Here is a 25,114-nt window from a genome sequence, read left to right as displayed (position 1 = left end):
GTTAGGCAAAAGGGAAAGATAAAAATAATTTCAGACAAAAAGAGTAATTTAAAATGATGTTATTAAAGCGCTTATTTGTTGTAACAACCACTTTATTGACTGGAATGATGTTTACTAGTCAAGCCATTGCCGCGATTGCTTTAGATAGAACGCGCGTCATTTTTAATGGCGCGGATAAATCAATTAGTTTAAATGTCAGTAACCAAAATAAAGAGTTGCCTTATTTAGCACAAGGTTGGATGGAAAATGAGAATGGTGAGCGTATTGATTCTCCATTACTGGTTTTACCACCGATCCAACGTATTGAACCTGGCGATAAAAGCCAAGTAAAAGTGCAGTCATTGCCGGACATTGCTAAGTTGCCACAAGATAGAGAAAGTGTTTTCTATTTTAACTTGCGTGAAATTCCACCTCGTAGTGATAAACCCAACGTATTGCAAATTGCATTACAAACCCGAATTAAGTTGTTTTATCGCCCTGCGGCTATTTATGCCACTCAAACAGATCTGACTAATCCTTGGCAAGAAAAAATCATCTTAACGAAAAAAGGTGATCGTTACGAAGTGAATAATCCAACACCTTACTACGTAACATTAGTTGATGGATTGACAGGATTACAAGGAAAAAGCCTTGATGGTTTTCAGCCATTAATGATTGCACCTAAAAGCACAGGCACGATAAACCTAAATGCTTCTGCATTTGGCGCATCACCAGTATTAAGTTACATCAATGATTACGGTGGACGTCCACAGATGAAATTTAGCTGTAATGGCAATGAATGCAAAGTGACAGAAACATCAGCAGGATACTAAATAGGTCTATTTTATGAAAATGGAACAGCGGTTTAGCCCAAGCAAAGCAGTGTTGATTTTTATTCTGGCAACATTTACTGGAGGCCTAAGTTTTACTGCTGTTGCGAATTTACCCGCTAGAGCGGTGAAAGATGTTATTCCGGGAATTGTTTATATCAATATCACTGGAAATGTTATTGCCCCTCCGCCTTGCTTGATCAATGACGGCAAAATGATTGAGGTGAATTTTGGCGAGGTGATGAGTACGCGTATTGACGGCGCAAATTATAAACAGCCAGTTCACTATACCGCCACGTGCCAAAAGATGCCGACAAATGCAATGAAGGTTTATATCACTGGTAGCGCAACTGGATTCGATTCAAATGCACTACAAACAGATATTACAGGATTAGGAGTACGTATTTTATATCAAGGTCAATTATTAGATTTAGGCAAAGCCATTAATTTTACCTACCCTAATTTGCCTGATTTAGAAGCTATTCCTGTTCGTGATCAGAGTGCCACATTAAGCGGTGGTGATTTTGTCGCCAGTGGTACGTTGCATGTGGATTATCAGTAAGGGGTCGGAAAATGAATAAATTAAAATACATATGCCTGATTGCATTACTGAATTCTTACGCTGTCATGAGTGCAGATACACCGAATATGAAATTATTTGGCACTTTATTAGTTCCACCGCCTTGTGTAATTAGCAATAACCAACTGATTGATGTCTATTTTGGACACAACGTAGGTATTCATAAAGTAGATGGTATTAATTACACCGAATCAGTGAATTATCAATTGGTCTGCGACCCAAATTTAAAAGGATGGGATTTAGGCCTTTCTATTATTGGTCCTAAAACACAGTTTGATGAAGCTGCGCTACAAACCAATATTCCTGATTTAGGTATTCATCTCACACAAGATGGTCAGCCTTTTAAACTAAACGAACGCATTGCGATATCACCGGATAATCCACCAGTGATCCAAGCTGTGCCGGTTAAAAGACCGGGTAGCACGCTACCTGAAGGTGCATTTGAAGTTTCAGCAACACTTCTTGCTGAATACCAATAGGAGCGCATTGATGAAAATGAAAAGATTATCGATCCCGTTCGTTTTGGGCTTAATCACGTTTATGGGATTAACATCAACGGCGTTTTCTGCACCAGACAATATGTACTTTCACGGCATATTAGTTGATGAGCCTTGCACCATAAAACCTGGTGATGAAACCGTTGAATTAGATTTTGGTAATATTCCTGATAAGAATCTTTATGCATATCAAAGAACACCAAGCAAATTATTTCAAATTCGCTTATCTGAATGTGATCTCACGATTGGTAAAAGCGTCAAAATTACATTTAAAGGTGATGAAAACCAAGCCATGGCAGGGCAAGGCTTTTTAGCGATTAGCTCAAGTAGTCAAGCGGCTGGAATTGCAGTTGGATTGGAATCTGAAAATGGAAATGCCTTACCTGTTAATAAAGAGACAGACAAACTTTCATTAAATGCTGATGACACTATTTTAAATTTTTATGCCTTTATTCAAGGGGAGCCGGATGCGATTGCCAATCAATCCATTAAGCGCGGTCCATTTAGTGCAATAGCCACATTTCATTTGAATTATGACTAATTATTAGGGTTGAGGTTTTATATGTCCATATTAAAGCGACTTCCGGCTTTATGTATTGCAATAGGTTTGCTGTTTTCAGCGCCTGCGATGGCATCTATTTTTTCTTATATTACACATTCCGAAGGTGAGCCTGCTCACGCCACTTATACCTATGTTATCCAACGCTGGGATCCTGAAGATCCCTATACCCCCAACCCTTGTTATGGCTGGAGTAAATGCTGGATAACAATTAACCATAAGCATGATGCTAATGGTTCTCCAGGTTCGGCTGTAAGAAGTATTGTTCGCGTTGAAAAAGAACGTTATTTAGCAGGTGTTCGTGATGCTGTTATGAGGGTTGAGAGTTTTCCAATACAAGGAACAGCAAGACATGATGGTGATCCTTTGACCTCAAACCAAGAGTGTGTCGGGCTATTTTATGAATCTAAGGAAGGCGGCTGGTCTCCCAATGGACGTTTATTACCGGGATCATTATGTGGTATTGCACCGCCACCCGTTGGTGCCTGCAAAATAACAGAAGGAGCTGTAAACCTTAATTATGGTGATATTGACGAATTCAGTTTAGAAAATGCAGCACGCGCTCAAAATATTAATGTGACTTGCAACTTAGCAATGAAGGTTCTGGTTATTGCATCGGGCTCAGACAGTGGCCGAGTTCCATTACGACCTGATAATAGCCTTTATGCTGATTTATTTCTTGATGGTTATCCTGGTGAAAGAGGCTCCGTAATTGATGTTCCTAAAAACGGAACCATACCTGTAGAGGTTAAATCAATTTTACATACCAACGGTCGCGTTGCACCAGGCTATTTCTCTGGTTCAGGTTCAATTATTTTAACGATGCCTTAATCATGATAATGGGTGAATATTATGATGAATTACGATTTTACAAATATTGATGTTAATGCGTTAGTTGGAAAGCGAATTCAGAAAAAGCGTAAAGAGTTAGGTTATACCGGTATGCAAATTGCTGAAAAAATTGGTGTAAGCCAACAGCAATTCTCTCGATATGAGCGCGGGATGAACAAGATAGATTTAAGCTATCTTGTTTTATTAGCTAGCTATCTAAATACACCTATTTATTGGTTTTTTGAAGATTGTTTTATACCAAAATCCTCATCAGAAAATCTACGTGTTGATAAACGTAGCTGTATCATTGCTGAAGCGACACCCGATGTCTTTTTATACTAATACATACGACTAAATAATATCCAAAATTTGGTGTTTTAGTGTGTATGTGTTTCTTTGATTGATTACCTATTGGTAAGGCAAGGGGAACCTTGCCCTTTTTTTATATAAAAAATATTAAATTGAGAGATGAATTTGAGCAGTTGTTAAAGAAGGCAAGTATTACTTACCTTCTTTTTTTTTATCTTTAAAAGATCAGTAATATTATTTTTAAATATTAACTTAACAATTTTAATCGTTCCTTCCTTAGATTATCGATTCTTCATTCTACTTATAGTTATACGTACAACATCTACTGTAAAATTACCTATTTATGTTACAAATAAACTAAGCTTTTAACCTATTTTGACCGTTTATTCGACATTGTTTTCTCTTTTATAGTAATTACAACCGTTACTATCAGGTTTATCAGAGTGTTTAATCGATTCTGGCTATTAATTAAAGATATTTTCAGTCATAAAAGGTTAATAAATAATCACAATAATGTTAAAAAATGTTACCTTATGCACATTTTTTAATTTTAGATATTATAAATTAATTTTAATGTAAGTGATTTGTAATTGTATAACTTATTTTTATCCAATTGTTTATTAAGGTAAAAAATACATTATTTAATAATTTTGTCATGATGTTTATCTTAAATAAGACGGTTATAAATAGGATTAACAGATAGTCATAATAAAAAGGGTTGTGTACTGTGCATTTTCTGTTTTTTTATAAAAAGGATAAATGATGCAAACAAAAAAACAGGGAGGCAGTCGCTTTCTACGCACAGTGGAATGGTTAGGAAACGCGCTACCCCATCCCGTTATTTTATTTATTATTTTAATTGCTATTTTACTCGTCTCTTCGGCTGTTGGTGAATATTTTGGTGTTACAGTACAAGATCCCCGACCAGAAGGCGCAAAAGGACGCGCAGAAGATGGCTATATTCATATAATTAGCTTGTTAGATGCCGATGGCATTCGCCGTATATTGGCCAATATTGTCACAAACTTTACGGGGTTTGCCCCTTTAGGTACGGTGCTGGTGGCATTATTAGGTGTCGGTATTGCTGAACGTGCGGGCTTATTATCTGCAGTGATGCGTTTAGTGGTAATGAAAGCACCACGTAAAATGACTACTTTAGCTATTGTGTTCGCAGGTATAATGTCGAATACCGCTGCTGAATTAGGGTACGTAGTGTTGATACCGTTATCAGCAATTATCTTCCATTCATTGGGACGACACCCTCTAGCGGGTCTTGCGGCTGCATTTGCGGGGGTTTCTGGTGGTTACTCTGCTAACTTACTCTTAGGTACGATAGATCCATTGCTATCGGGCATTACACAGCAAGCGGCACGTATTATTGATCCAACTTATATAGTGGGTGCTGAAGCGAACTGGTACTTTATGTTTGTCAGTACATTCCTGATCACTTTCTTAGGTTACTTCATCACAGAAAAAATCGTTGAACCACAATTGGGTCCATATAACGGTAATGAGCTTGATGAAGAAGAAAATGATTTAAGGAATGCAGCTGAAGTTACGCCGCTAGAAAAGAAAGCATTATGGGCTGCAACAGGTACATTTATTGCTATGGGCGTGATTTTAGCGCTAACAGTTGTTCCTGAAAATGGCATATTGAGAAACCAAGAAACAGGGTTAATTGGTAATTCTCCTTTCTTAAAATCTATTGTCGTCTTTATTTTCTTATTCTTTGCAATTCCGGGTATTGTTTATGGTTGGGTTGCTAAGACAATGCGAACAGATAAAGACATTGTTGATGCCATGGCGAATTCGATGAGTACGCTTGGACTTTATTTAGTCATTATTTTCTTTGCTGCTCAGTTTGTTGCTTTCTTTGGTTGGACAAATATTGGTCAGGTTATTGCTGTTAAAGGTGCTGCGTTACTTAACAGTATTGATATGCCAAGTGGTTTGTTATTTTTAGGATTTATTTTAATCTGTGCCTTTATTAATTTAATGATAGGTTCTGCATCGGCACAATGGGCGGTAACTGCACCTATCTTTGTACCAATGCTAATGCTTGCAGGTTATGCACCAGAAACAATCCAAGCAGCATATCGAATCGGAGATTCTGTCACTAATATCATTACCCCTATGATGAGTTATTTTGGTTTGATATTAGCGGTTGCTACAAAATATAAGAAAGACACAGGTATTGGCACTATGATTTCTATGATGTTGCCATATTCTATTATTTTCTTAATTGGCTGGTCACTCTTATTCTACTTATGGGTATTTGTATTCCATTTACCAGTAGGGCCTGGCTCACCAATCTATTACACACCAACAGCAGGTTAATTCTCTGCTATAACAGAAGCTTATACAGAGATGTATAAGCTTCTCTCTTTTTCTTATTTATCCATTTCTTCTTTATGATTTGTCAATTTATCAGCTAATTGATTGGCATAGTCTGCATGTAAAAACTGAGTATCTAAACCTGCTTGTTGTAATTTTAATTCAAGCAATACTAAACGCTTTTGTAGTGATTCATGCTCTTCTCCTGTTTCATTTAGCGCACATAGGATTTCGGCTAAAGATAATGCTTCTTTTCTATCTTGCATTTCAGGAGGTAAGAAACCTGCATTTTTTAATAAATGATAGCTTGCTCTAAGTGATTTAGGTACATGACTATTATCATCGAGGAGCAACGGTTTACCTTCACCTTTTAGTGATGATAGCTCACCTTTTTGTAGTGCTTGTTCAATGTGGCGCTCAGCCCATTCATCAATAATTGACATTGTAAACCTCGTTATTTTGAGATTATTTTAAGCAGAAAAGATCACGCATGCTCAATTTATCTTGATCAAATTATATGGTTTGATATTATATTTTTATATTATATAAAAATATATATTAACTAAGGGATATCTAATGAGTAAGTACAAAGAAATAGTAACAGACATTGCAAATAACATGGGAGCATTGTCTCAAAATATTCCAGAAGTGATGAAAGCTTTTATGAGCACCACAAAAGCTGGTGGTAAAGAAGGGGCATTAGATGCAAAAACAAAAGAATTGATCGCTATTGCAATTGCTGTTGCTAATCGTTGTGATGGGTGCATTGGGTTCCATACTAAAACTTTAGTTGAACTCGGTACAACAGAACAAGAACTAGCAGAAACATTGGGCGTTGCTATTTATATGGGTGGCGGCCCTTCAGTTATGTACGCTGCCAACACTATGGGTGCTTTTAAAGAATTTAGTAAATAAGATTTTTATCATAATATAACTAAAATAAAATAGTCATAAAGCCAGAATAAGTTCATTCTGGCTTTTTTATTTCTTATGGTTTATTTATTATTTGTTTAAGTTACAGCCATAAAGTAAAAACATCTATTATTAAAAACAGATTAATAATAAATTAAAATATTATTATTTAAAATAATCAACCCTATCTATTTACATATATGTAACTTAATAAAAAAGATATATTTCAATAACTTAGTATCTCTTATTCTAGCATGTACTAATTAATTATAAATTAATAAATAATAATTGAATTTTTTATAAGATAACCATTCTAACTAATTAGTTTTTTGTAAGGTGATTTTTCTATTTTAATGAGGAATGTATGAGCGTCAATTTTGTAGAAAGATATAAATGGTTTCTACTTTTTATTTTTATATTATTAACTTATTTCATTCCTTTAGAAACGCGGCTATTGTGGCAACCAGATGAAATTCGTTATGCCGAAATTAGCAGAGAAATGCTGACATCAGGTAATTGGTCAGTGCCTTATTTACTCGATGTTCGCTATTTTGAAAAACCTGTTTTGGGGTATTGGCTAAACAGTATTGCACAATGGTTATTTGGGGGCGGTCATTTCTCCGTTCGCATAGTTGTTGTCACCTCAACGTTATTAACTGGTCTATTTGTTTATCGAGCTGCTTTGTTAGTTTGGCATAATCAAGCTCTGGCTTTTAATGCATTAGTGGTATTTTTATCCTCTTTTCTTGTGTTGTCTATTGGCACTTATAATATCCTTGATCCTATAGTGACCATGTTTGTTACTGTGGCAATGTATTATTTTTTAAGTGGATTATTGGTAACAGATAAAAAATCAAAAATTTATGCTTCTTTTTTAGTTGGTATTTTTTGTGGTTTAGGTTTTTTAACTAAAGGATTTATTGCTGTTGTTCTGCCCACATTAGTCTTTATGGTTACAGCAATTAGCTTATCTCGTTTGAAGGAAGTCCTTTGTTATGCGCCAATAGCATTTATCGCTATGTTTATTATTGCGGGTCCATGGGTAATTTCAGTTGCACTTCAAGCCCCAGATTATTGGCATTACTTTTTTTGGATCGAACATGTGCAACGTTTTATCTCAAAAGGATCAGCAAGATCACAACCTACGTGGTTTTACTTACCTATTATTATTCTGGGTATTTTACCTTGGCTGGGATTTCTATTTGGCACGCTTAAATCTGCGCTTTTTTTGAAAAAGGGCACTCTCTATTTTTCATTTTGGCTATTTCTTTTCTTTGCATTTTTTTCGGCCTCTAATGGCAAGCTATTAACTTATATGTTGCCTTGTTTTGTTCCGTTATCGATTTTGATTGCGAGTTACATGGAAGAATTGAAAAATAATCCAAATGAGAAAATTTATACTATCAACGCAATAATAAATACAGCCTTTGGGATAACCGGTGTTTCTATTATTGTTTATTCTCTTTATTCATCTCGATTTAGACTATATGAAGTAGATGAACAATATAAAGCGATGCTGGCGATAGGGGGATTTTTTATATGGAGTATGATGGGAATTGCTTCATTTTTTAAACCCACACGTTTGTTAACTTTATTTTGTTCTGTTGGATTAAGTCTTACTATTGGATATGCGATCCCACATAAAATTGAAAGTAAAAATACTCCTGAAAAAGCAATTAATCATTATTATAGTGAGCTAGCAAATAAGCCTTATATTTTAGCTGATGAAGTTGGTATTGGTACGTCACTAGCATGGGGATTGAAACGTACAGATATTCGTTTAACTGAGACGAGAGGAGAGCTTGCCTATGGCTTAGCATACCCTGATGTGCAAAATAAATATTATGACCTTAAGCAACTAGTTAACTTAATTGAAAAGAATAACTATCAAGGTGTTGCTATTGTTTTGATCAGACCTGAGCGCAAAGACATATTATCCGTTATAAGCCAATTAAAGATAAAACCTATTGTAAAAAAACAGGGTGATCTAACATTTGTTTTCTTTAATTAACTGATTTTAAAGTCTATTTATATATTATAAATGAGGTCGAAAATGTCATTCAAGTTTGGGTATGGTTTAGATTTGATTTTTTGTGTCGTTTTTATGTGATCTAAGTTAAAAAATAGATTTTGTTGAGAAATTTATTTTGCTCTTTTCCCTTTTAATGATAGGTTTAGAAAGTGTCCATTAAATCGGAGTTAGCTAAGCAATATATGACAAGTCACTTTACTTTATCAGAACCCCCGCCCAAACAAAATGTACTTATGAATGGGGGTAATTTATGCTGATTTTCCTAGTTGAATGTTTTATCGGTCTAGCATCAATTGCTCTTACTCACCGTGTATTAACGTTGTACGGTACTAAAAAGAAGTGATGATACCCGCTAGCTAAAGTAAGTAATCAAAAATTACTTAAATTAAAGCCCTAGATCGATATACGATCTAGGACTTTTATATTTATATTAGTATTTCTTATTGAAAATATTTAATTACTCTATTGAAAATAATTTTCAATTAATTTTATTTTCTCAATATCTAATGTATTAGTATATTGATGTAATAATGTCCAAGCTTGAATGTAATCATATTTAGCTTTAATTAAATCTTGTTGAGCACGATACAATAATTCTTCAGCATTAAGAACATCCACCATGGTTCGTTGCCCACCAATATAACTTTTTTGAGTTGCATCTAATTGTAACTTAGCAGAGGAAACAGACTGTTCATATGCATTTAGTTTTATATTACTGGTCGTGCAAATTTGATATTGATAACGTAACTCTTGTGTAATTTGTTGAATAATAGCATCCCTTTCAAAAGCGCTCATCTGATACATCGCAGTAGATTGACGCATTGATGCTGTCGTTTTTCCACCATTAAATAATGGTAAGCTGACATAAAAACCAATATTAGCAGATTGATATTTCTGATTTACCGTATTATTGCTATCAGAATCACTATTAGAATAAGAAGCATAGAGTTGTACGGTTGGAAAAAATTCACCTCTATTTTTTTCTACTTCTTGTTTCGCTATTGCCATTTCATAGCGTGCAGTTTGAATATTGAGGTTATTTTGCATTACTTCCATTTCCCATTCTTCATAATTATTGGGAGTAATAGGCTGTAATATAAACTTTTGACTATTTAATTTTGCAATATGCTCATCATAAGGAAGTGGATTACCAATCATTGAACTTAATTTATTTTTAGCATTATCTAATTCAAGCTGGATATCCGTATATTGCGATTGAGTTAAATATAATCGAGTTTGGATCTCTGAAATATCTGTTTTTGTTCCTTCTCCTAACTCAAATAAGCGTTGGCTAGAAGTAAGCTGTTTTTTATAAATCTCTTGCTGAGAAAGATTTAATAATAATTTATCTTGGGCATAGGCTAATTCAATATAATGATCAACCAATCTAATCACTAGTTCAGAGAATTTCACTTGATAACGACTATCTGATAGTAACGTTTGTATAACTGATGATTTGTAGTCACTAAAAGCAGTGTAATCAAATAGAGGTTGACTAATAATCGCACTGACAGAGTGGCTTTGGTAATTTTGATATTCTGTTCTTTGTATTTCTCCTTGGCTAGTATTAATCGGATAAACTTTACGTTGCCAATTTCGTGGATTATTTTGGTAATTGACATGAACACTAGGAAGTAACTGGGATAATCCAATATTTTCATACTCTTTGCCTGCAATTTGTTCTTTTATTGCAGCATTAAAAGTAGGATCATTTTTTACAGCCAAAAAATAGAGATCAGATAATGTGATAGCAAAAGTATGAAAACTGAACATCCATATCAATATAATAATAGAAAGTTTTTTTATTAGCATAATTATTCTTCCGTTAAAGAAGTATGAACTCTATCTAATACAGGCTTAAAGAGATAATTGAGTAATGAACGATCGCCTGTATTAATAAACACATCAACGGGCATACCAGCCTTTAATATATTTTTATTATCAGCAAGAAGTGCATTATCTTTTACATTAATAAATACTTGATAATAGGGTTCTGTTGTTCTGTCATCAATAAGTCTGTCTGCTGAAATTAAAGTAACTTCACCCGGAATTTTAGGTGTTGTATTTTGATTAAAAGCACTGAACATTAAATCAACAGGAAGGCCGGGAGTTACTTTATCAATTAAATGAGGAGCTAAACGAGCCTCAATAATTAATTGATGATCCTGAGGAACAACTTCCATTAATGTTTGTCCTGTTCTAACAACACCACCTTGTGTAAAAACAGACAAATCCATTACTGTTCCTGAAATAGGGGCTGTAATTTTCATTTTAGCCAGCTTATCCATCTCAATAATAAGTTGCTTTTCAGTTTCACTTATTTGTAATTGAATTTGATTAAGTTCAGTACGTGCTGACTGATAAAAGTTAGCATTACGTTGTAATATTTTCTGTTCATACTCTAGTTTTTGTTTTTCTAAAGTACTTATTTGCCCGAAGGTATCATTAAGATGATTGTTATTTTCAGCGAGCTCACGCTCAACCTCTTGATAACGATGACGAGGAATATAGCCTTCAGTAGCAAGAGTGCGTAAATCTTTTATTTGATTCTGTAAACTATTAATTTGATTTTGTTTGTTTAGTATTGATCTTTTTAGATGAATTAAACGATTAGAAATACCATCAATAATGGCGTTATAGCCATTTATTTCACTATGCAATTCAATATATTTTTCATTAAGTAATCTATTTTGTAGTTGCAAGAGTTTATTTAGGCTCTTTGAAGATGAATAGTATTTTTCGGTAGGGTCTAAAATAAACTCTGTTTTTTTATTGAGTTGAGCATAAAGACGTTGTTGAGTAATAAGTAAATTATCATATTGATCTGATAGGGATTTTACTAAGGCTTTGGATTGTATGGGACTTAATTGAATAAGTGTTTGGCCTTCAGTTACACTATCTCCATTCTTCACTAAAATATCAGTGATAATACCTTCTACGGATGCTTGAACACTTTTTTTATTGCCTGAAATTGAAACATTACCTGTGGCGGAGACCCCTTTATCTAAAGGTGCAAATGCAGCCCAAAAAATAAAGACCGCCAAGCCTAAAAGAATAACAGACCATCCTATTATTAAGAATTTTTTAGGATCATCGGAAATATTTTTAACTATATTGATTTCATTTTTCTCTGTGATCATCATTATTTTCTCAATATTAAGAATTACTTTGAGTAATAGGTGTATTTGATGGCGTTGGGGTGTTCTTTATTATTGATGAGTTATTTAATTCAGCAATAACGGTGGTTGTAGAGCCAAATAATTTAGTGTGACCATCGAAAAGAACTAAAAGCTTATTCGTCACTGAGAGCAATTGTTTTTGATGTGTGATTAATATAACGGTCTTTTTATTTTGTTTGAGAGTTTGAATTGCCTGTATTAACGCTTTAATACCCAAATCATCTAAATTAGAATTTGGCTCATCTAAAACAACCAGTGTAGGGTTACCATACAATGCGCGCGCTAACGCAATTCGTTGTCGTTGTCCCCCTGATAATCCTTCTCCATGCGCACCAATAACGGTTTCATACCCATTAGGAAAACGTAAAATCATTTCATGAACATTTGCCATCATTGCAGCTTGAGTCACTTTTTGAGGATCTATTTCGGAAAAACGAGCAATATTTTCGGCAATTGTCCCTGGGAAAAGGGCGATTTCTTGGGGAAGGTATCCAATATATTGACCAACTTCGCTTTTATTCCATTGATATATATCTGCATTATCAAGGCGAATTGAACCTGTTTTAACTTCCCATATGCCAACAATAAATTTAGCTAAAGAGGATTTACCTGAAGCACTAGGGCCAATAATACCAAGCACATCACCCGGGCTGAGTGAAAAATGAATATTATTTAATAGTGTATGTTCTGTTTGAGGGTATTGAGCCTGATTAATATTGACCGTTAATTCACCTTTAGGGGCAGGTAGTGCCATTTTTTTATTTTCTTCAGGATAAGCTTTTAATAGTGTGGCTAACCTTTTATAGGCTTCTTTGCTACTATCCCAGTTTTTCCATACACCTATAACTTGTTCAATCGGTGCTAAAGCACGACCTAATAATATTGATCCTGCAATCATCATTCCTGGGCTAATTGTATTGTCTATTGCAAGCCAGCCACCTAATCCTAGCATTAAAGATTGCAATGCCATGCGAGTGACTTTCGTTATTGCATTAACTCCTGCAGCATTATCACTTGCTTGAGTTTGTGCTTGTAGATATTTAAAGTGGGTAATTTGCCATTGTGTTCGCAAATAATTTAACATGCCCATTGCTTCAATGGGTTGTGGATGTTCGAAATGATGGCCCTGTATGACTTGTGCTTGATTAGCAAATTCATTGGCTTTTTTTAATGATGTTCTAGACAAATATTCATTAAGAATAGCTAATGAAAATAAAATGAGTGCACCACATAATGCAAATAATCCTAACCAAGGATTAAATAAAGCAATAACAAGAAGGTAAATAGGAAACCAAGGTAAATCAAAAAAGGCAAAAATAGCATGACTTGTAATAAATTGACGAATTGTCACTAAATCATTAAAAGCTAAAGAAGAATTAATACTCGGTATTTTATTTAATCTAGCTTGATATGCAGCGGTATAAATGCGGGAATTAAGTGATAAATCAAGCTTATTGCTCATTCTAATTACAATGATACTTCTTAAATATTCTAGTCCACCCATAAAAATAAAGAGAGCTAACATAATAAGTGTTAGCATCAATAGTGTCATTTCATTACCAGAAGGTAATACACGATCATAAACTTGCAACATATAGATTGAAGGAACTAGCATTAAAATATTTATTAGTGCTGTAAATATTCCAATGGAAAGAAATACTTTTTTTCTCTCTTTTATAATACTGGTTATTTCATTATTGTGTTTGTTTTCTGGCATAATGTTATTCCTGATTTTATTCTTATCTATTTGTTTATATTTGTGATTTTTTATCTATATGCATGATAATTTATATTTATTTTTTTTAAAAAATATAAAAATAACTCCATGTAAGTAAAAAGAGGGCAGGAGAATACTATTTCTCCTACCCAATAAATCACGACTTAAACAATAAAATCAGTTTCGTAATTAACAAATCCTACGATATCAATTTTGAAATCAGCACTAGAGTCATAACCATAAGCATTAATAGCGAGTTCACTTGAGTTTGTTGATTGATCATACTTAATGGTTGCCTCACCTGAACGACCTGTAAAATTATCAACAAAATTAAGGAATTTATGACTGAAGGTATTTTCGATTAACTCCGATAGGTCAATCTTATCAATGCCTGATTTGAAATCCATTATCTTGTCTGCTGCTGAGACTAGAGAGTCGGAGATTTCTTTATAGACAAAGGTGTTGCTACCTGTACCACCCCATAATGTATCTTGGCCACCGCCACCATACAGTATGTCGTTACCGCCACCACCGATGAGAATATTATCAGCATCATTTCCATAGATAATATCATTACCAGAGCCACCAATTGCATTTTCTATTGTAACGCCTTGGGCAATAGATATGTTTTTCTGTAGTCCGCCAACATCAGAGAAATGACTCTCACGTAAATCAATTACTTGATCTTGATAATATCCTGAGAAGTCAAAAGTATCATTACCACCACTATCCCAAACTGAGAATATTAATTTATCATTACTGCTTGTTGCAGTGTAATAATCAATACCTGTATTTGAGTTGAAGCCGTAAACATCATCACCTGTTCTGGTTGTTGTATTTGCACCGTAGAGATATTGCATTGCTGAAATATCATGAAGTAAAGGAGCACCAGCATAAGCACCTTGGAAGTGTGCACCTGTTTCATATTCATCCCAATAACTCATAACGGTATATTGGCGACTATCTTCAGCATAATCAGATTTTAAATATCCAGGTACATTTTGACCTGCATTATAATCACCAGGATGCATTAAACCAAGAGCATGACCAATTTCATGGATGATTGTTAAGCGACCATAATTACCTAATTCAGGCGTTGTATTACCCGCATAATAATAATCACTAAACCAGGCTTGTCCTGAAATATCACGCCCATAATAATCAGGGGTATTTGGTAATGTTGCATAAGCTTGGAATTTACCGTAAGGATCAATAATATTTCCAAAAGTAATATCTGATTTTACATTTGGTGCTACTTCTGTAAATTTAATATTTGCAATATCAGACCATGCATCTAAAGATTGCCTTGCATGATCCTTTTGTGCTGAATTAAACCCATAGGGATTTTTATCACCAAAGTCATTAAATTTTTTGCCCGCCCAAGTTGGGAATGAATACGTTACTTCTGCCGCTTGTCCAATAACATATTTCCCATTCCATGTGGAATCTTCACGCGCGATATGTTTTCCTGCGGTATCATAATCAAAAGAAGGTAGAGTCTTAGCTGAGAAATTATAAAAAATTCCACTCTTATCTAATAAATCAGAAACATTAGATAATCCTACTGCTTTTTTTAATAAAGAAGAACCCATAATATCCTCCGGATATCAAGTTTAGGTTAAGTTTATTTTCATATTGAAAATAGTTTTATTATCTGGCGAATGCCAGCGATAATAAAGATAGCTATTTATTGATATTAATCTAGAGGGGGAAAATATGTTTTTAAATAATTGTGAAGTGAGGTGTGTTTTAAGTCAGAATAATTTAATTAAGTAAATACAATTGTAGTTACATTACCTTTCGAGATTTTTATTATTGTTATTATTTATAAAGGTTATTTTAAAAGAATAATCTTTTTTATATATGACTAATGGGGTCGTTTTTATATGTGTTTTATTAAGGTGTTAGAGTTTATTAATAGGGTGATAAATCAAATTACTTGATGATGGAAATTATCATCAAGTAATTTATAATAATAAGAGATTAATGTTTGCTAATTATAAAAATAGAGCATCATGATTAAATTCACCAACCAAATTGATTATTAGATGATTTTGTGAAAATTCATTACCTGAATTTATTTTTAATGTTGTAACGTTTTTTTCTTTATCATAATTGATATTGGCTTCATTTTTACTTAGCCACTGATTGTTTGAAAAAGTGAGTGCTGTATTAATTTTTATACCATTTTCAATCTGATAAAATGTAAGTTTATCAATATTAGGTTTGAAATCAGTAATCAAATTGATCCCATTATTATCGCCTAAATGGAAAGAAAATATGTCTTTACCATCACCACCATTTAATTGATTATAACCTTTACCAGCATCTAAATAATCATCACCATTTCCACCATAGAGGTGATCATTACCTTCACCGGAAATTAAAATGTCATTTCCCTCATCACCCCATAAAATGTTATTTCCTTCATCGTCCCAAAGATAGTCATTACCAAATCCGCCCATTAATTGATCATTTCCTTGACCACCACATAGAAGATCATTGCCTAAATGACCAAAAAGAATATCATTACCCGCTTCGCCATAAAGTTTATCATCACCTTGACCACCATAAAGGGAATCATTACCATCACGACCATATAACGTATCATTTCCGTCTTTTCCAAGAAGGCAATTATTAATATCATTTCCTGTCATGATATCGTCTTGGCTTCCGCCTATCGCATTTTCAATAACGGTGTCATAAGCAATAGAAAGATTACCTTTTAATCCTCCAACATCAGAAAATGCTCCTTCATTAAGATCTATTTTTTGATCAACATGATATTTTGATAAATCGAGCCAATCATTTCCACCGGCATCCCAAATACATGCAACAATTTTATCTTCTGCCGAATTTAAGCTATACGCTGTTCTTTCAGTATTTGAATTAAATCCATAAATGGTATTACCAATCCGAGTTGTAGTATTTTTTCCATAAAGGGTTTGAATAGTACAAATATCCATAATTTGAGGTGTCATAGGATTAATGTCATGATAATACGCATCTTGTGTAGGAGAACGATATGCCATTACTGAATATTGTGTGCTATTTTCTTTGTAATCGGTCTTATCTACATTGTTAAATGTATGATGCAAACCCAGCGCATGTCCTATTTCATGCCGATAAGCATACTCTTTAAATGTTCCTTTTTCTGGTGCTTGCCCTTGATTATTATTATGAATATTTAAATTTTTATTTTCATATAAAATATAATGAGTATCTGTTTCATTAAAATAGTAATTAATATTATCAGATTTTGATTTAAATAAATTTACTTTTACTTTTTGACTTGATGTTATTGATGATTTTTCAATAACATCAGCCTGTTTCAATTCAAATAAATTAATCCATATTTGACCGCTATGATTATAATCACTTACTTTTTCTATTTTATTTTTATAAAAGGCATTTTTTTCTGGGTATGTTGCAAATCCTGCAACAGAAGGTGAGGTATAATTAAATCCTTCATGTACATTATTATATAAACCAAATTTGATGTTTGTATCTTTATTTGGGGTGTGTTCTACAAATTTTATATTTGCAACATCTTCCCATTGTTGCAATATTTCTTTAGCTAATTGTTTCTGTGATTCATTGAATGTTGTTATTGTTTTATATTTATTTTCTCTTAAATCACTCCATAAAGGAAAACTATATGATACTTCGGTATAACCTTTTTCTGGTATATAGTTGTTCCATTTAGAGGTGTTTTTATTTCCTAACATTATATTATAAACAGCATTAAATCCATTTGATTTGCTTACCATATATTTACCTTTAATTAATGCTATATTTATATAAAAAAGAAGTTGTATTTTATTGTAGGCTAATTAAATAACTTTCAAAAAATTAACAATTAAATAATTAATTTATAGTTTTATCTTGTAAGTGATTTTTATTAAATATGATTTGAATAGATTCATATTTTTTAGGGAGGTTATGCTGTTATAAATTAAAGAGATATTTATAAAAACGGTAATAAATATAGAATAATTTATTACCGTTATATATTTATTACTTGCTCGTCATGGTTTTATATCTGAGTGTTCTTTTTTTTCTTTGAAAGCAATCACAAAGATAATCGCTAGAATTAATGTATATGAAGCAAAAATTAGCCAAATAGATTGCCAATCTTTTATTCCATCAATTGTAAAATGATCTACAACCATGCCACTTAAAATGGAACCAGCGTATGCACCAACACCATTAACCATAGTCATAAATAACCCTTGAGCACTGGCTCTTATTTCAGGTTTTACTTCATTTTCAATATAAATAGAGCCTGAGATATTGAAAAAATCAAATGCACAACCATAAACAATCATTGAAAGCATTAGCAATACGAAACCCCAAGGAGAGGGATCACCATAAGCAAATAATCCGAAACGTAAAGTCCATGCAATCATACTAATTAACATGACTTTTTTAATGCCAAAACGTTTTAGAAAGAAGGGAATTGCTAAGATAAAGGCGACTTCAGCCATTTGTGATACTGATAATAAAATTGATGGATACTGAACAATTAAACTATCGGAAAATTCAGGGTTTTTAGCAAAATCATGAATAAAAGGACTACCAAATGTATTAGTAATTTGAAGCACTGCACCTAATAGCATGGCAAATAAAAAGAAGACAGCCATTATAGGTTTTTTAAATAAAACAAAAGCGTCTAATCCTAAGCGAGAGGCCCAAGACGTTGATTGTTTATGCTGGGCTGTTGGTATTTTAGGTAAACAAAACGAATAGAGTGCCAAACAAAGTGAAGCGACTGATGCAATATATAGTTGAGTGTTACTGAGTTCTAATTTGAGTAAGCTAACACACCACATAGCGATAATAAAACCTATCGTGCCAAAAACACGAATAGGGGGAAAATTAGCAACAGAATCTAGTTTGTATTTATTTAAGCAGAAATAGCCAATTGAGTTTGAAAGTGCAATTGTTGGCATAAAAGCTAATGCATTAATGAACATAACCCAAAACATGATGGTTGGATCAGTCACTGATGCCGCAAAAAACAAAGCAATAGCACAAATAACATGACAGATAATATATAAACGATTAGCGGGAATAAATTTATCTGCAATTATTCCGAGTAAACCAGGCATAATGAGGGCGGCAATACCTTTTGAGCCATAAACTAACCCAACTTCAACCCCAGTGAAATGTAATGTTTGCATCATGTATGCACCTAGGGTGATTAACCAACTTCCCCAGATAAAATATTGCATAAACATCATGCCTTTGAGCTGTATTTTTATTCCCATAACAATCTCCACTGTTGGGGGATAGGATTAGAGTGGAATATAGGCAGCTATCTATACTCCACTTTTTCTTTAATTGATAAAAAGTTATAAGCGCGCGATCACTTCACTAATAAGTTTTAAGAAGGTAGATTTTACGCGCTCTGCGGTTTCAATCACTTCATCATGGCTAAGCGGTTGTTCTAAAATTCCACAAGCCATATTGGTTAAACATGAAATACCTATAGTGTTGATGCCGGAATGGCGAGCGATAAGTGCTTCTGGTACCGTTGACATGCCAACGGCATCAGCACCCAATGTTCTTATCATGCGAATTTCAGCCGGTGTTTCATATGTTGGGCCAGTCCACCATGCATAGACACCTTGGCGTAAAGTGATATCTTGTTCTTTGGCAATATCAATAACAATTTGGCGCATTGCTTTGTTATAAACTTCACTCACATCTAGAAAACGGACACCTAATTCAGGGTTATTAGGTCCAATTAAAGGGTTATTTGCTGTCAGATTAATATGATCCGTAATTAACATTAGATCACCAGGATGAAAATCTGTATTTACAGCGCCACATGCGTTAGTGATAATCAATTTTTCTACACCCAGAGCTTTCATAACACGCACTGGAAAAGTCACTTCATCAAGAGATACACCTTCGTAGTAATGAAAACGGCCTTTCATTGCAACTACCGTTTTTCCCGCGATTTTACCAATCACTAATTCATTAGCATGCCCTACAGCACCAGATGCTGCGAAGTGTGGAATAGTGTGATAAGGGATGTGTACAGCATCTTCTAAAGTATCGGCAAAAGGACCTAAACCTGATCCTAAAATGATCCCAATAGTTGGTTTTTCAGATGTTTTAGATTGAACAAATTCTTTCGCTTTATTAATTTCAGAAATCTGGTGCATGACACTCTCCTGTGTAAATCATCATTACGTTTTAAATTATGTTTGAGAGTACTTTGCCTGATATGCAGAAATGAACAACTTTCTTTTTCTCATTTTGAGATTAAGATCATGTTGTTTGTTTTGACTAAGGAACTATTACTTTTTTTACAGTAAGATAGCGGTATTCCTCTTTGACTAGCGAAATAATTTAATAAAGGAAATAGCTATGCTATTGAAAAATTTAAAAGAACTTCAATCTTCTAAGACATCAAAAGCATTAAAACTGAAAAGCCTTTATAAATTAATCGCAGAAAATGGCCCGATAAAAACAGAAACGTTGACTGAGTTAGCACAAATGAAGCCAGCGACTTGTGCCCGATTACTTGACGAATTAAATGCTCTTGGATTAATTACAACTGCAGAATTAGGTGAGTCAACCGGTGGACGAAAACCTATTTTGTATAATATAAATACAGAAGGGGTGTTTTTAATCGGTATTGAGTTAAGCAAGGTCTATTCAACTATTGTCTTAATGGACCTAAAGCTAAATATGTTAGATAAAATTAAAATCTCACCTGAACCTTATTTATCTGCCTCTGAAATGACAGAAAAACTATTGCCTAAAATTGAGGCTTTATTATTAAAAAATAAAATTAATTATGAAAAGGTGCTGGGATTAGGGCTCTCTATTGAGCATGTTGTTGAACATCAATTAGCGTCTAAATCTCTTGATGAAGAATTTCGTGAGTTAGAAATATTATTGCGTAAAAAAATTCCTACTTACGTAACGGTAGGGAGTGGAGTACATTTTGCTGCATTAGCTGAGTTTCGTTTATATTACCGCCAAAAAACACAACGGTTTTTATTTACGTCTTGTGATACTGAAGTCAGAGGTTGTGCAATTATTGCTAACCAGTTTTTAACTGATACATCAGTAACTATGAATTGTTTTGGCCATATGACAATTGATGTAAAAGGACCTTTGTGTGAATGTGGCTCTTACGGTTGTTTAAATACACTCTGTTCTTTAGATGCTATAAAAAATAATGTTATTCATCAAATAAGGCGAGGAAAAACCTCTTTATTAACATCGCTTGTTAGTACTGATAATGAAATTAGTTATCATACTATTTTTCAGGCAATTGAAATGCGTGATCCTTTGTGTATTGATGCATTAGAAGAAGCTGCTTATTACTATGGATTGGCTATTGCAAACTCAATCTTAATGCTACAGCCTGATATTGTTGTGTGTGGCGGTACATTAATTCCTAAATATACATTTTTTGATACCGTAAAAAAAACGATTGAAGCTAAACTCGCACTTTTCCCAAATATAAAAACAGAAGTTTATCCCGCAAATCATGCTTATGAAATCGTATCTCAAGGTGCAGGAGCAATGGTATTGGAACATTTGGTTAATAAATGAAAAAGGCGCTGTAATATCAATTACAACGCCTTTTAGTTTTTTATTGTTGTTTATTTTTACTGCTTAACCCTGGTGAGGTTACCTGCTAGGAGACAGGTTTATTGATATAGACTAACTTTTTACTGCAAACTTCTTTTATTTACCTCATTGTGAGGAAGGTGATTCTTTTTATTTTGGGTTTAATTTAAACTATCTCAACTAACATCCTATTATAGTGACGTTACTTTACCCTGGTACTTTGTGCATTTGGGAGCCAATTATAAATATGCCTTACATACCTAGAGAAAAAATAGATTATCAATCCATTGGCTATCGACTACGAGCTTACCGTATAGCCTCTTCATTAAAAGCTGAAGATGTTGCAGAAAGCTTAGGTATCTCTCGTGCCGCCGTATATCGATTAGAAAAAGGCGAAATTGTTAAGATTGAAACTCTCGATAATCTTGCTAGATTATTAAATACTTCATTAACGAGTTTATTAGGTATTAATACCGAATATTACTCAAGTGCGAATGGTTTTTTCGAACGAATGCGCCAACTTGAGACTCAATCTTCACATATTTATACTCACTTCGAACCTTTTTCTTATTTATTAACTTCAGATTGTTATGACAAAACATTGGTTGAAATGCTAACAGAAGCATCACCTTTAAATCTTTTATCTGAAAAACAACAAGAAGTTTTATCTATTTTAAAAGAGCGTAAGAAACATCAATCCCTACATTCACCTCATATTTATAACCTTATTAGCCAACAACAAATCGAGAAATTTCTTTATGTTGGTATGCTAGGTTCAGTTAATTTAACGAAAACATTGCAACAAGAAAGAAAACAGCGAGCAAAAAGCGAAATTCTTCATTTAATTGAAAAGCTAGAGCAAAAGAATAATTATCTTAATATTGCAATTATTTCAGATACTATGCCATCTCTCACTTTCCAATTATTTTATCAAGACAAAGTGCCTCTTTCTTTAGCTGTTAGCCCGTTCCGTTTAGGTGAGTTTCCTAATGTCAGTACGGGCATTGCCACTGTAACTTCTTCAACTGAGGCGATATTTCAATATCAATCTCTCTTTGATAAATTATGGTTAAAAGCGACCAAAGGGGATGATGCAATTAACCTTTTAAAACAAATAGTCAGTCATTATTGATTTGCTAATGTGCCTAATGTTTCTGCTAATAAATCTGCAGCGACAGCAATATCACTAAACTCGGTAAATTCATCAGGATGATGACTAATACCGGCAACTGAAGGTGTAAAGATCATCGCAGTTGGATAGAGTGACGCCATATTCATAGAGTCGTGGCCTGCACCACTTAACATGGTCATATAGTCGATATTGTGTTTTTGGCATAAGCTTTCAATAACTTGGCAAATTGAATCATCTAATTTGACTGGCGATTCAGCAGAAATTGGTTGAACATCAATAGCAACACCAAAATCTTTTTCTGCTTTTTCAACACTGTTATTTAAACGTTGTACAACCCGCTGAATACTTTCAGTATCAATACCACGAATATCAACAGAGAATTTAACTTGCCCAGGAATGACGTTCATGGAGTTCGGAACAACGTTGAGTTTACCCACCGTACCTACAGTGCCATAAACGGCTTCAGTACATGCTGCTCGGTTGATATCGGTAATAATCTCCGCACTTGCCACTAACGCATCTTGACGCTGATACATCGGAGTTGCACCAGAGTGATCTGCATGGCCATTAACAGTGACTGAAAAACGTGTCGGTGCTGCAATACCATTAACAATACCAATGGTTTTCTTGTCATTTTCAAGGCGTTTACCTTGTTCAATATGAAGCTCAACAAATGCACTATAACGATCTTTTTTAACTAAACAACTATCCAAATTATCGTGCTGATAACCTAATGATTTCAAAACTTCAAAGAAGTTATTGCCATCATCATCTTTATTTTGCTCCCAACGAGTTCTATCTATTTTTCCTGTTAAGACCTTACTGCCAATACATGAAAAACCAAAACGGCTAGATTCTTCTGCACGAAAAACAACAAGTTCAAGATCACGTTTAAGCTGTTGTGGTTTATATTGCATTAAAGCATAAAAGCCAGCAATTACACCCAAAGCACCATCATATGCTCCACCTTGAGGTACAGTATCAAGGTGAGAGCCCGTTCCTACTGCGGGTAATGAGCGATCTTTACCAGGTAAACGGGCATACAGTGTTCCAATACCATCACGATAGACTTCAAGGCCAGCTTCTTTCATTAAACCTGCAATATACAAATGTGCGGCTTCATCTTCTTCACTATAGGCAATACGTGTGATCCCTTTGCCACTGTTGTCTTTTTTATAAATCTGCATTGTTTCAATTAATGTTTTCATATCATCAATTGAATAGTGGGTCGCTGTATCTTGTTGAGTCATAAGAGAATTCTCCCGTGGTTTCTGTAATATCTCTCTGTCTAAAAAATGAGACAATTTAAGGATTAAAAAAGCCATCTTCAAAGATGGTCACTGTTTTTATAATCATTACCTATTATATTTACTGCTGAAGTTATATTTCGTCAATGACAATTCAGGTGAATTTCATATTCTGTGAGATAGGTATTAATTAAAAAGAGATATATATATGGAGTATTTCTTAAATGAACTTAAATTGTATGATAAATGTTATAAAACAGATCGCTTTTATTTTAAGTGTATAAAAGAGTATATGTTTCAATTTTAAATGAAAATAAGAATTAGTTCGGAAAGTGTTTTTTTTAAATTTAATGATAATTTATTGTTTATAATGAAATTTATTTAAATTTATTAATAAGAAATTTAATTTTATATTTAATTGTCATTTTCTAGTAATTATATTAAGTCATATTGCTAAATGTAATTAGAGTGGTTTTCAATTTCCCAAAAAAGTATATATAGATATATTTTAATTGTATGGAGTTAATGTAATTACATCGGAGAACGCCCTGTCTTATATATTGAGAATTAAAATCTATTATTTATTTTTGGCTTGGTATATAAACTTTTAGCTTTAGATAAAGTGGAAAAACAATCATCAATTATTGATAATATTTACTAAGTATTACAATGTGATAGCCAGTAATTTGGATAAAGTATCAATTAAGTTTTTATTTTCAAGAAGGATGCGAAAAAATTTCTAATGCTGATATGGGCGGTGATTTTACTTCGAATATTTGTGCCGTTTTGGTGAGCATTAGCCAGTTGAATGCTTTTTGCACTCGCGATTTGAAAGAAGCACCTTCGGGCAATCGCAAGCTAACATCATCACTATCTGAGAGATGATATCTTCGGGTGATAATAGCAAGATAATACAAATAATGAAGATGCCACCTGAGCTATTTGAGGCTCTCTGCAAGAAGCTCATTACCTGATAAAACGAGGTAGCGTCACTTGTGTAAAAGCGTAAGCGATACCAAGTGACGCTACGCGCAAACAGCACGCTTTAGCTTATGGTATCTACCTTTTCAATGATAACTACAGTCTGACACACTCGTAGTGACAATATTAAGGACAACTTACTCAATAAATTAAAGGAGAAAATTAGCTCGGTATCGATGGCAATATCAGCGAAAGCTGATAGATGGAGGTAGTTTGATTTTATTTATCAGGGCGGTTTATACCGCGAACAGCTCTGAGAGCTGGGGAGCCTCGTAAAAACTCAACTTATTATCACCCTGATGCACAGAGACCCGTTAAAGTGAAAATATAACCATGCTGTCAGGGAGTTTTGATTTTTGTAAAGAGATTAATAATATTGTTTATATAGTATTGTGTTTT

Annotated in this window: 20 protein-coding genes; 11 read left to right on the top strand and 9 right to left on the bottom strand. The window is 33.7% G+C overall.

Going from position 1 to position 25,114, the window contains the following annotated elements:
* Positions 1 to 53: 53 nt before the first annotated feature.
* The 7 genes from ABN080_RS07030 (at position 54) to ABN080_RS07000 (ending at position 5,922) form a co-directional block, all read left to right on the top strand.
* Positions 54 to 812, top strand: a complete 759-nt coding sequence (locus tag ABN080_RS07030; protein ID WP_072070704.1) for a fimbria/pilus periplasmic chaperone — start codon at positions 54 to 56, stop codon at positions 810 to 812.
* Positions 813 to 825: 13 nt separating this feature from the next.
* On the top strand, positions 826 to 1,371 hold the full coding sequence (locus tag ABN080_RS07025) for a fimbrial protein (protein WP_196553634.1): 546 nt from the start codon (positions 826 to 828) through the stop codon (positions 1,369 to 1,371).
* A gap of 11 nt (positions 1,372 to 1,382) precedes the next feature.
* Positions 1,383 to 1,868, top strand: a complete 486-nt coding sequence (locus ABN080_RS07020) for a fimbrial protein (RefSeq protein WP_072070703.1) — start codon at positions 1,383 to 1,385, stop codon at positions 1,866 to 1,868.
* A 10-nt stretch (positions 1,869 to 1,878) separates the two neighbouring features.
* Complete coding sequence (locus tag ABN080_RS07015) at positions 1,879 to 2,427, top strand: fimbrial protein (RefSeq protein ID WP_072070702.1); 549 nt, start codon at positions 1,879 to 1,881, stop codon at positions 2,425 to 2,427.
* A gap of 21 nt (positions 2,428 to 2,448) precedes the next feature.
* Entirely contained in the window at positions 2,449 to 3,276 is an 828-nt protein-coding gene (locus ABN080_RS07010) for an MrpH family fimbial adhesin (RefSeq protein WP_072070701.1), read from the top strand.
* A gap of 21 nt (positions 3,277 to 3,297) precedes the next feature.
* Positions 3,298 to 3,618 carry a helix-turn-helix domain-containing protein gene (locus tag ABN080_RS07005; protein WP_349440701.1) on the top strand — a complete coding sequence of 107 codons (321 nt, stop codon included), beginning with the start codon at positions 3,298 to 3,300 and terminating at the stop codon, positions 3,616 to 3,618.
* Between the two features lie 729 nt (positions 3,619 to 4,347).
* A complete protein-coding gene (locus ABN080_RS07000) occupies positions 4,348 to 5,922 on the top strand; it encodes an AbgT family transporter (protein WP_196553635.1) in 1,575 nt (524 codons plus the stop codon).
* Between the two features lie 53 nt (positions 5,923 to 5,975).
* Here the strand turns inward: ABN080_RS07000 and ABN080_RS06995 are convergent, their stop codons facing one another.
* Entirely contained in the window at positions 5,976 to 6,362 is a 387-nt protein-coding gene (locus tag ABN080_RS06995) for a DnaJ family domain-containing protein (RefSeq protein WP_349440700.1), read from the bottom strand.
* Between the two features lie 133 nt (positions 6,363 to 6,495).
* Between ABN080_RS06995 and ABN080_RS06990 the strand changes: the two genes are divergently transcribed.
* Entirely contained in the window at positions 6,496 to 6,834 is a 339-nt protein-coding gene (locus ABN080_RS06990; RefSeq protein WP_072070697.1) for a carboxymuconolactone decarboxylase family protein, read from the top strand.
* A gap of 361 nt (positions 6,835 to 7,195) precedes the next feature.
* On the top strand, positions 7,196 to 8,842 hold the full coding sequence (arnT, locus tag ABN080_RS06985; RefSeq protein WP_349440699.1) for a lipid IV(A) 4-amino-4-deoxy-L-arabinosyltransferase: 1,647 nt from the start codon (positions 7,196 to 7,198) through the stop codon (positions 8,840 to 8,842).
* A gap of 483 nt (positions 8,843 to 9,325) precedes the next feature.
* Here the strand turns inward: arnT and ABN080_RS06980 are convergent, their stop codons facing one another.
* From ABN080_RS06980 to ABN080_RS06950, 7 genes are all read right to left on the bottom strand, one after another.
* Positions 9,326 to 10,675, bottom strand: coding sequence for a TolC family outer membrane protein (locus ABN080_RS06980; protein WP_349440698.1), 1,350 nt, complete (start codon positions 10,673 to 10,675; stop codon positions 9,326 to 9,328).
* Between the two features lie 2 nt (positions 10,676 to 10,677).
* Positions 10,678 to 12,006 carry an HlyD family type I secretion periplasmic adaptor subunit gene (locus ABN080_RS06975; protein WP_349440697.1) on the bottom strand — a complete coding sequence of 443 codons (1,329 nt, stop codon included), beginning with the start codon at positions 12,004 to 12,006 and terminating at the stop codon, positions 10,678 to 10,680.
* A 13-nt stretch (positions 12,007 to 12,019) separates the two neighbouring features.
* Complete coding sequence (locus ABN080_RS06970) at positions 12,020 to 13,759, bottom strand: type I secretion system permease/ATPase (protein WP_349440696.1); 1,740 nt, start codon at positions 13,757 to 13,759, stop codon at positions 12,020 to 12,022.
* Positions 13,760 to 13,923: 164 nt separating this feature from the next.
* Positions 13,924 to 15,351, bottom strand: coding sequence for a ZapA family metalloprotease (gene zapA, locus ABN080_RS06965; RefSeq protein WP_349440695.1), 1,428 nt, complete (start codon positions 15,349 to 15,351; stop codon positions 13,924 to 13,926).
* Positions 15,352 to 15,756: 405 nt separating this feature from the next.
* Positions 15,757 to 17,529: a M10 family metallopeptidase C-terminal domain-containing protein gene (locus tag ABN080_RS06960; protein WP_349440694.1), complete on the bottom strand. Its 1,773-nt coding sequence runs from the start codon at positions 17,527 to 17,529 to the stop codon at positions 15,757 to 15,759.
* Positions 17,530 to 17,787: 258 nt separating this feature from the next.
* On the bottom strand, positions 17,788 to 19,029 hold the full coding sequence (locus ABN080_RS06955; protein WP_196553641.1) for a nucleoside permease: 1,242 nt from the start codon (positions 19,027 to 19,029) through the stop codon (positions 17,788 to 17,790).
* 84 nt (positions 19,030 to 19,113) lie between these two features.
* A complete protein-coding gene (locus ABN080_RS06950) occupies positions 19,114 to 19,932 on the bottom strand; it encodes a purine-nucleoside phosphorylase (protein WP_349440692.1) in 819 nt (272 codons plus the stop codon).
* Positions 19,933 to 20,137: 205 nt separating this feature from the next.
* Between ABN080_RS06950 and ABN080_RS06945 the strand changes: the two genes are divergently transcribed.
* Together ABN080_RS06945 and ABN080_RS06940 are read left to right on the top strand one after the other, a co-directional pair.
* A complete protein-coding gene (locus ABN080_RS06945; protein ID WP_349440691.1) occupies positions 20,138 to 21,337 on the top strand; it encodes an ROK family protein in 1,200 nt (399 codons plus the stop codon).
* Between the two features lie 265 nt (positions 21,338 to 21,602).
* Entirely contained in the window at positions 21,603 to 22,487 is an 885-nt protein-coding gene (locus tag ABN080_RS06940; RefSeq protein WP_072070687.1) for a helix-turn-helix domain-containing protein, read from the top strand.
* Here the strand turns inward: ABN080_RS06940 and ABN080_RS06935 are convergent.
* Positions 22,481 to 23,737: a M20 family metallo-hydrolase gene (locus tag ABN080_RS06935; RefSeq protein ID WP_349440690.1), complete on the bottom strand. Its 1,257-nt coding sequence runs from the start codon at positions 23,735 to 23,737 to the stop codon at positions 22,481 to 22,483. The genes ABN080_RS06940 and ABN080_RS06935 overlap by 7 nt on opposite strands.
* Positions 23,738 to 25,114 lie beyond the last annotated feature (1,377 nt).

It is taken from the genome of Proteus sp. fly-1089, assembly GCF_040138965.1.
GTDB lineage: Bacteria > Pseudomonadota > Gammaproteobacteria > Enterobacterales > Enterobacteriaceae > Proteus > Proteus vulgaris_B.
Note: the sequence above shows the minus strand (reverse complement) of the source record. Positions and strands in the feature narration are given on the sequence as shown.

What these genes read in the sequence shown, in the direction of transcription:
- ABN080_RS06935 (WP_349440690.1), bottom strand. Translation starts at nt 23,737, where the DNA reads ATGACTCAACAAGATACAGCGACCCACTATTCAATTGATGATATGAAA.
- ABN080_RS06955 (WP_196553641.1), bottom strand. Translation starts at nt 19,029, where the DNA reads ATGGGAATAAAAATACAGCTCAAAGGCATGATGTTTATGCAATATTTT.
- ABN080_RS07020 (WP_072070703.1), top strand. Translation starts at nt 1,383, where the DNA reads ATGAATAAATTAAAATACATATGCCTGATTGCATTACTGAATTCTTAC.
- ABN080_RS06960 (WP_349440694.1), bottom strand. Translation starts at nt 17,529, where the DNA reads ATGGTAAGCAAATCAAATGGATTTAATGCTGTTTATAATATAATGTTA.
- ABN080_RS06950 (WP_349440692.1), bottom strand. Translation starts at nt 19,932, where the DNA reads ATGCACCAGATTTCTGAAATTAATAAAGCGAAAGAATTTGTTCAATCT.
- ABN080_RS07000 (WP_196553635.1), top strand. Translation starts at nt 4,348, where the DNA reads ATGCAAACAAAAAAACAGGGAGGCAGTCGCTTTCTACGCACAGTGGAA.
- ABN080_RS07025 (WP_196553634.1), top strand. Translation starts at nt 826, where the DNA reads ATGAAAATGGAACAGCGGTTTAGCCCAAGCAAAGCAGTGTTGATTTTT.
- arnT (WP_349440699.1), top strand. Translation starts at nt 7,196, where the DNA reads ATGAGCGTCAATTTTGTAGAAAGATATAAATGGTTTCTACTTTTTATT.
- ABN080_RS07030 (WP_072070704.1), top strand. Translation starts at nt 54, where the DNA reads ATGATGTTATTAAAGCGCTTATTTGTTGTAACAACCACTTTATTGACT.
- ABN080_RS07015 (WP_072070702.1), top strand. Translation starts at nt 1,879, where the DNA reads ATGAAAATGAAAAGATTATCGATCCCGTTCGTTTTGGGCTTAATCACG.
- ABN080_RS06995 (WP_349440700.1), bottom strand. Translation starts at nt 6,362, where the DNA reads ATGTCAATTATTGATGAATGGGCTGAGCGCCACATTGAACAAGCACTA.
- ABN080_RS07005 (WP_349440701.1), top strand. Translation starts at nt 3,298, where the DNA reads ATGATGAATTACGATTTTACAAATATTGATGTTAATGCGTTAGTTGGA.
- ABN080_RS07010 (WP_072070701.1), top strand. Translation starts at nt 2,449, where the DNA reads ATGTCCATATTAAAGCGACTTCCGGCTTTATGTATTGCAATAGGTTTG.
- ABN080_RS06940 (WP_072070687.1), top strand. Translation starts at nt 21,603, where the DNA reads ATGCCTTACATACCTAGAGAAAAAATAGATTATCAATCCATTGGCTAT.
- ABN080_RS06945 (WP_349440691.1), top strand. Translation starts at nt 20,138, where the DNA reads ATGCTATTGAAAAATTTAAAAGAACTTCAATCTTCTAAGACATCAAAA.
- ABN080_RS06970 (WP_349440696.1), bottom strand. Translation starts at nt 13,759, where the DNA reads ATGCCAGAAAACAAACACAATAATGAAATAACCAGTATTATAAAAGAG.
- ABN080_RS06980 (WP_349440698.1), bottom strand. Translation starts at nt 10,675, where the DNA reads ATGCTAATAAAAAAACTTTCTATTATTATATTGATATGGATGTTCAGT.
- ABN080_RS06990 (WP_072070697.1), top strand. Translation starts at nt 6,496, where the DNA reads ATGAGTAAGTACAAAGAAATAGTAACAGACATTGCAAATAACATGGGA.
- zapA (WP_349440695.1), bottom strand. Translation starts at nt 15,351, where the DNA reads ATGGGTTCTTCTTTATTAAAAAAAGCAGTAGGATTATCTAATGTTTCT.
- ABN080_RS06975 (WP_349440697.1), bottom strand. Translation starts at nt 12,006, where the DNA reads ATGATGATCACAGAGAAAAATGAAATCAATATAGTTAAAAATATTTCC.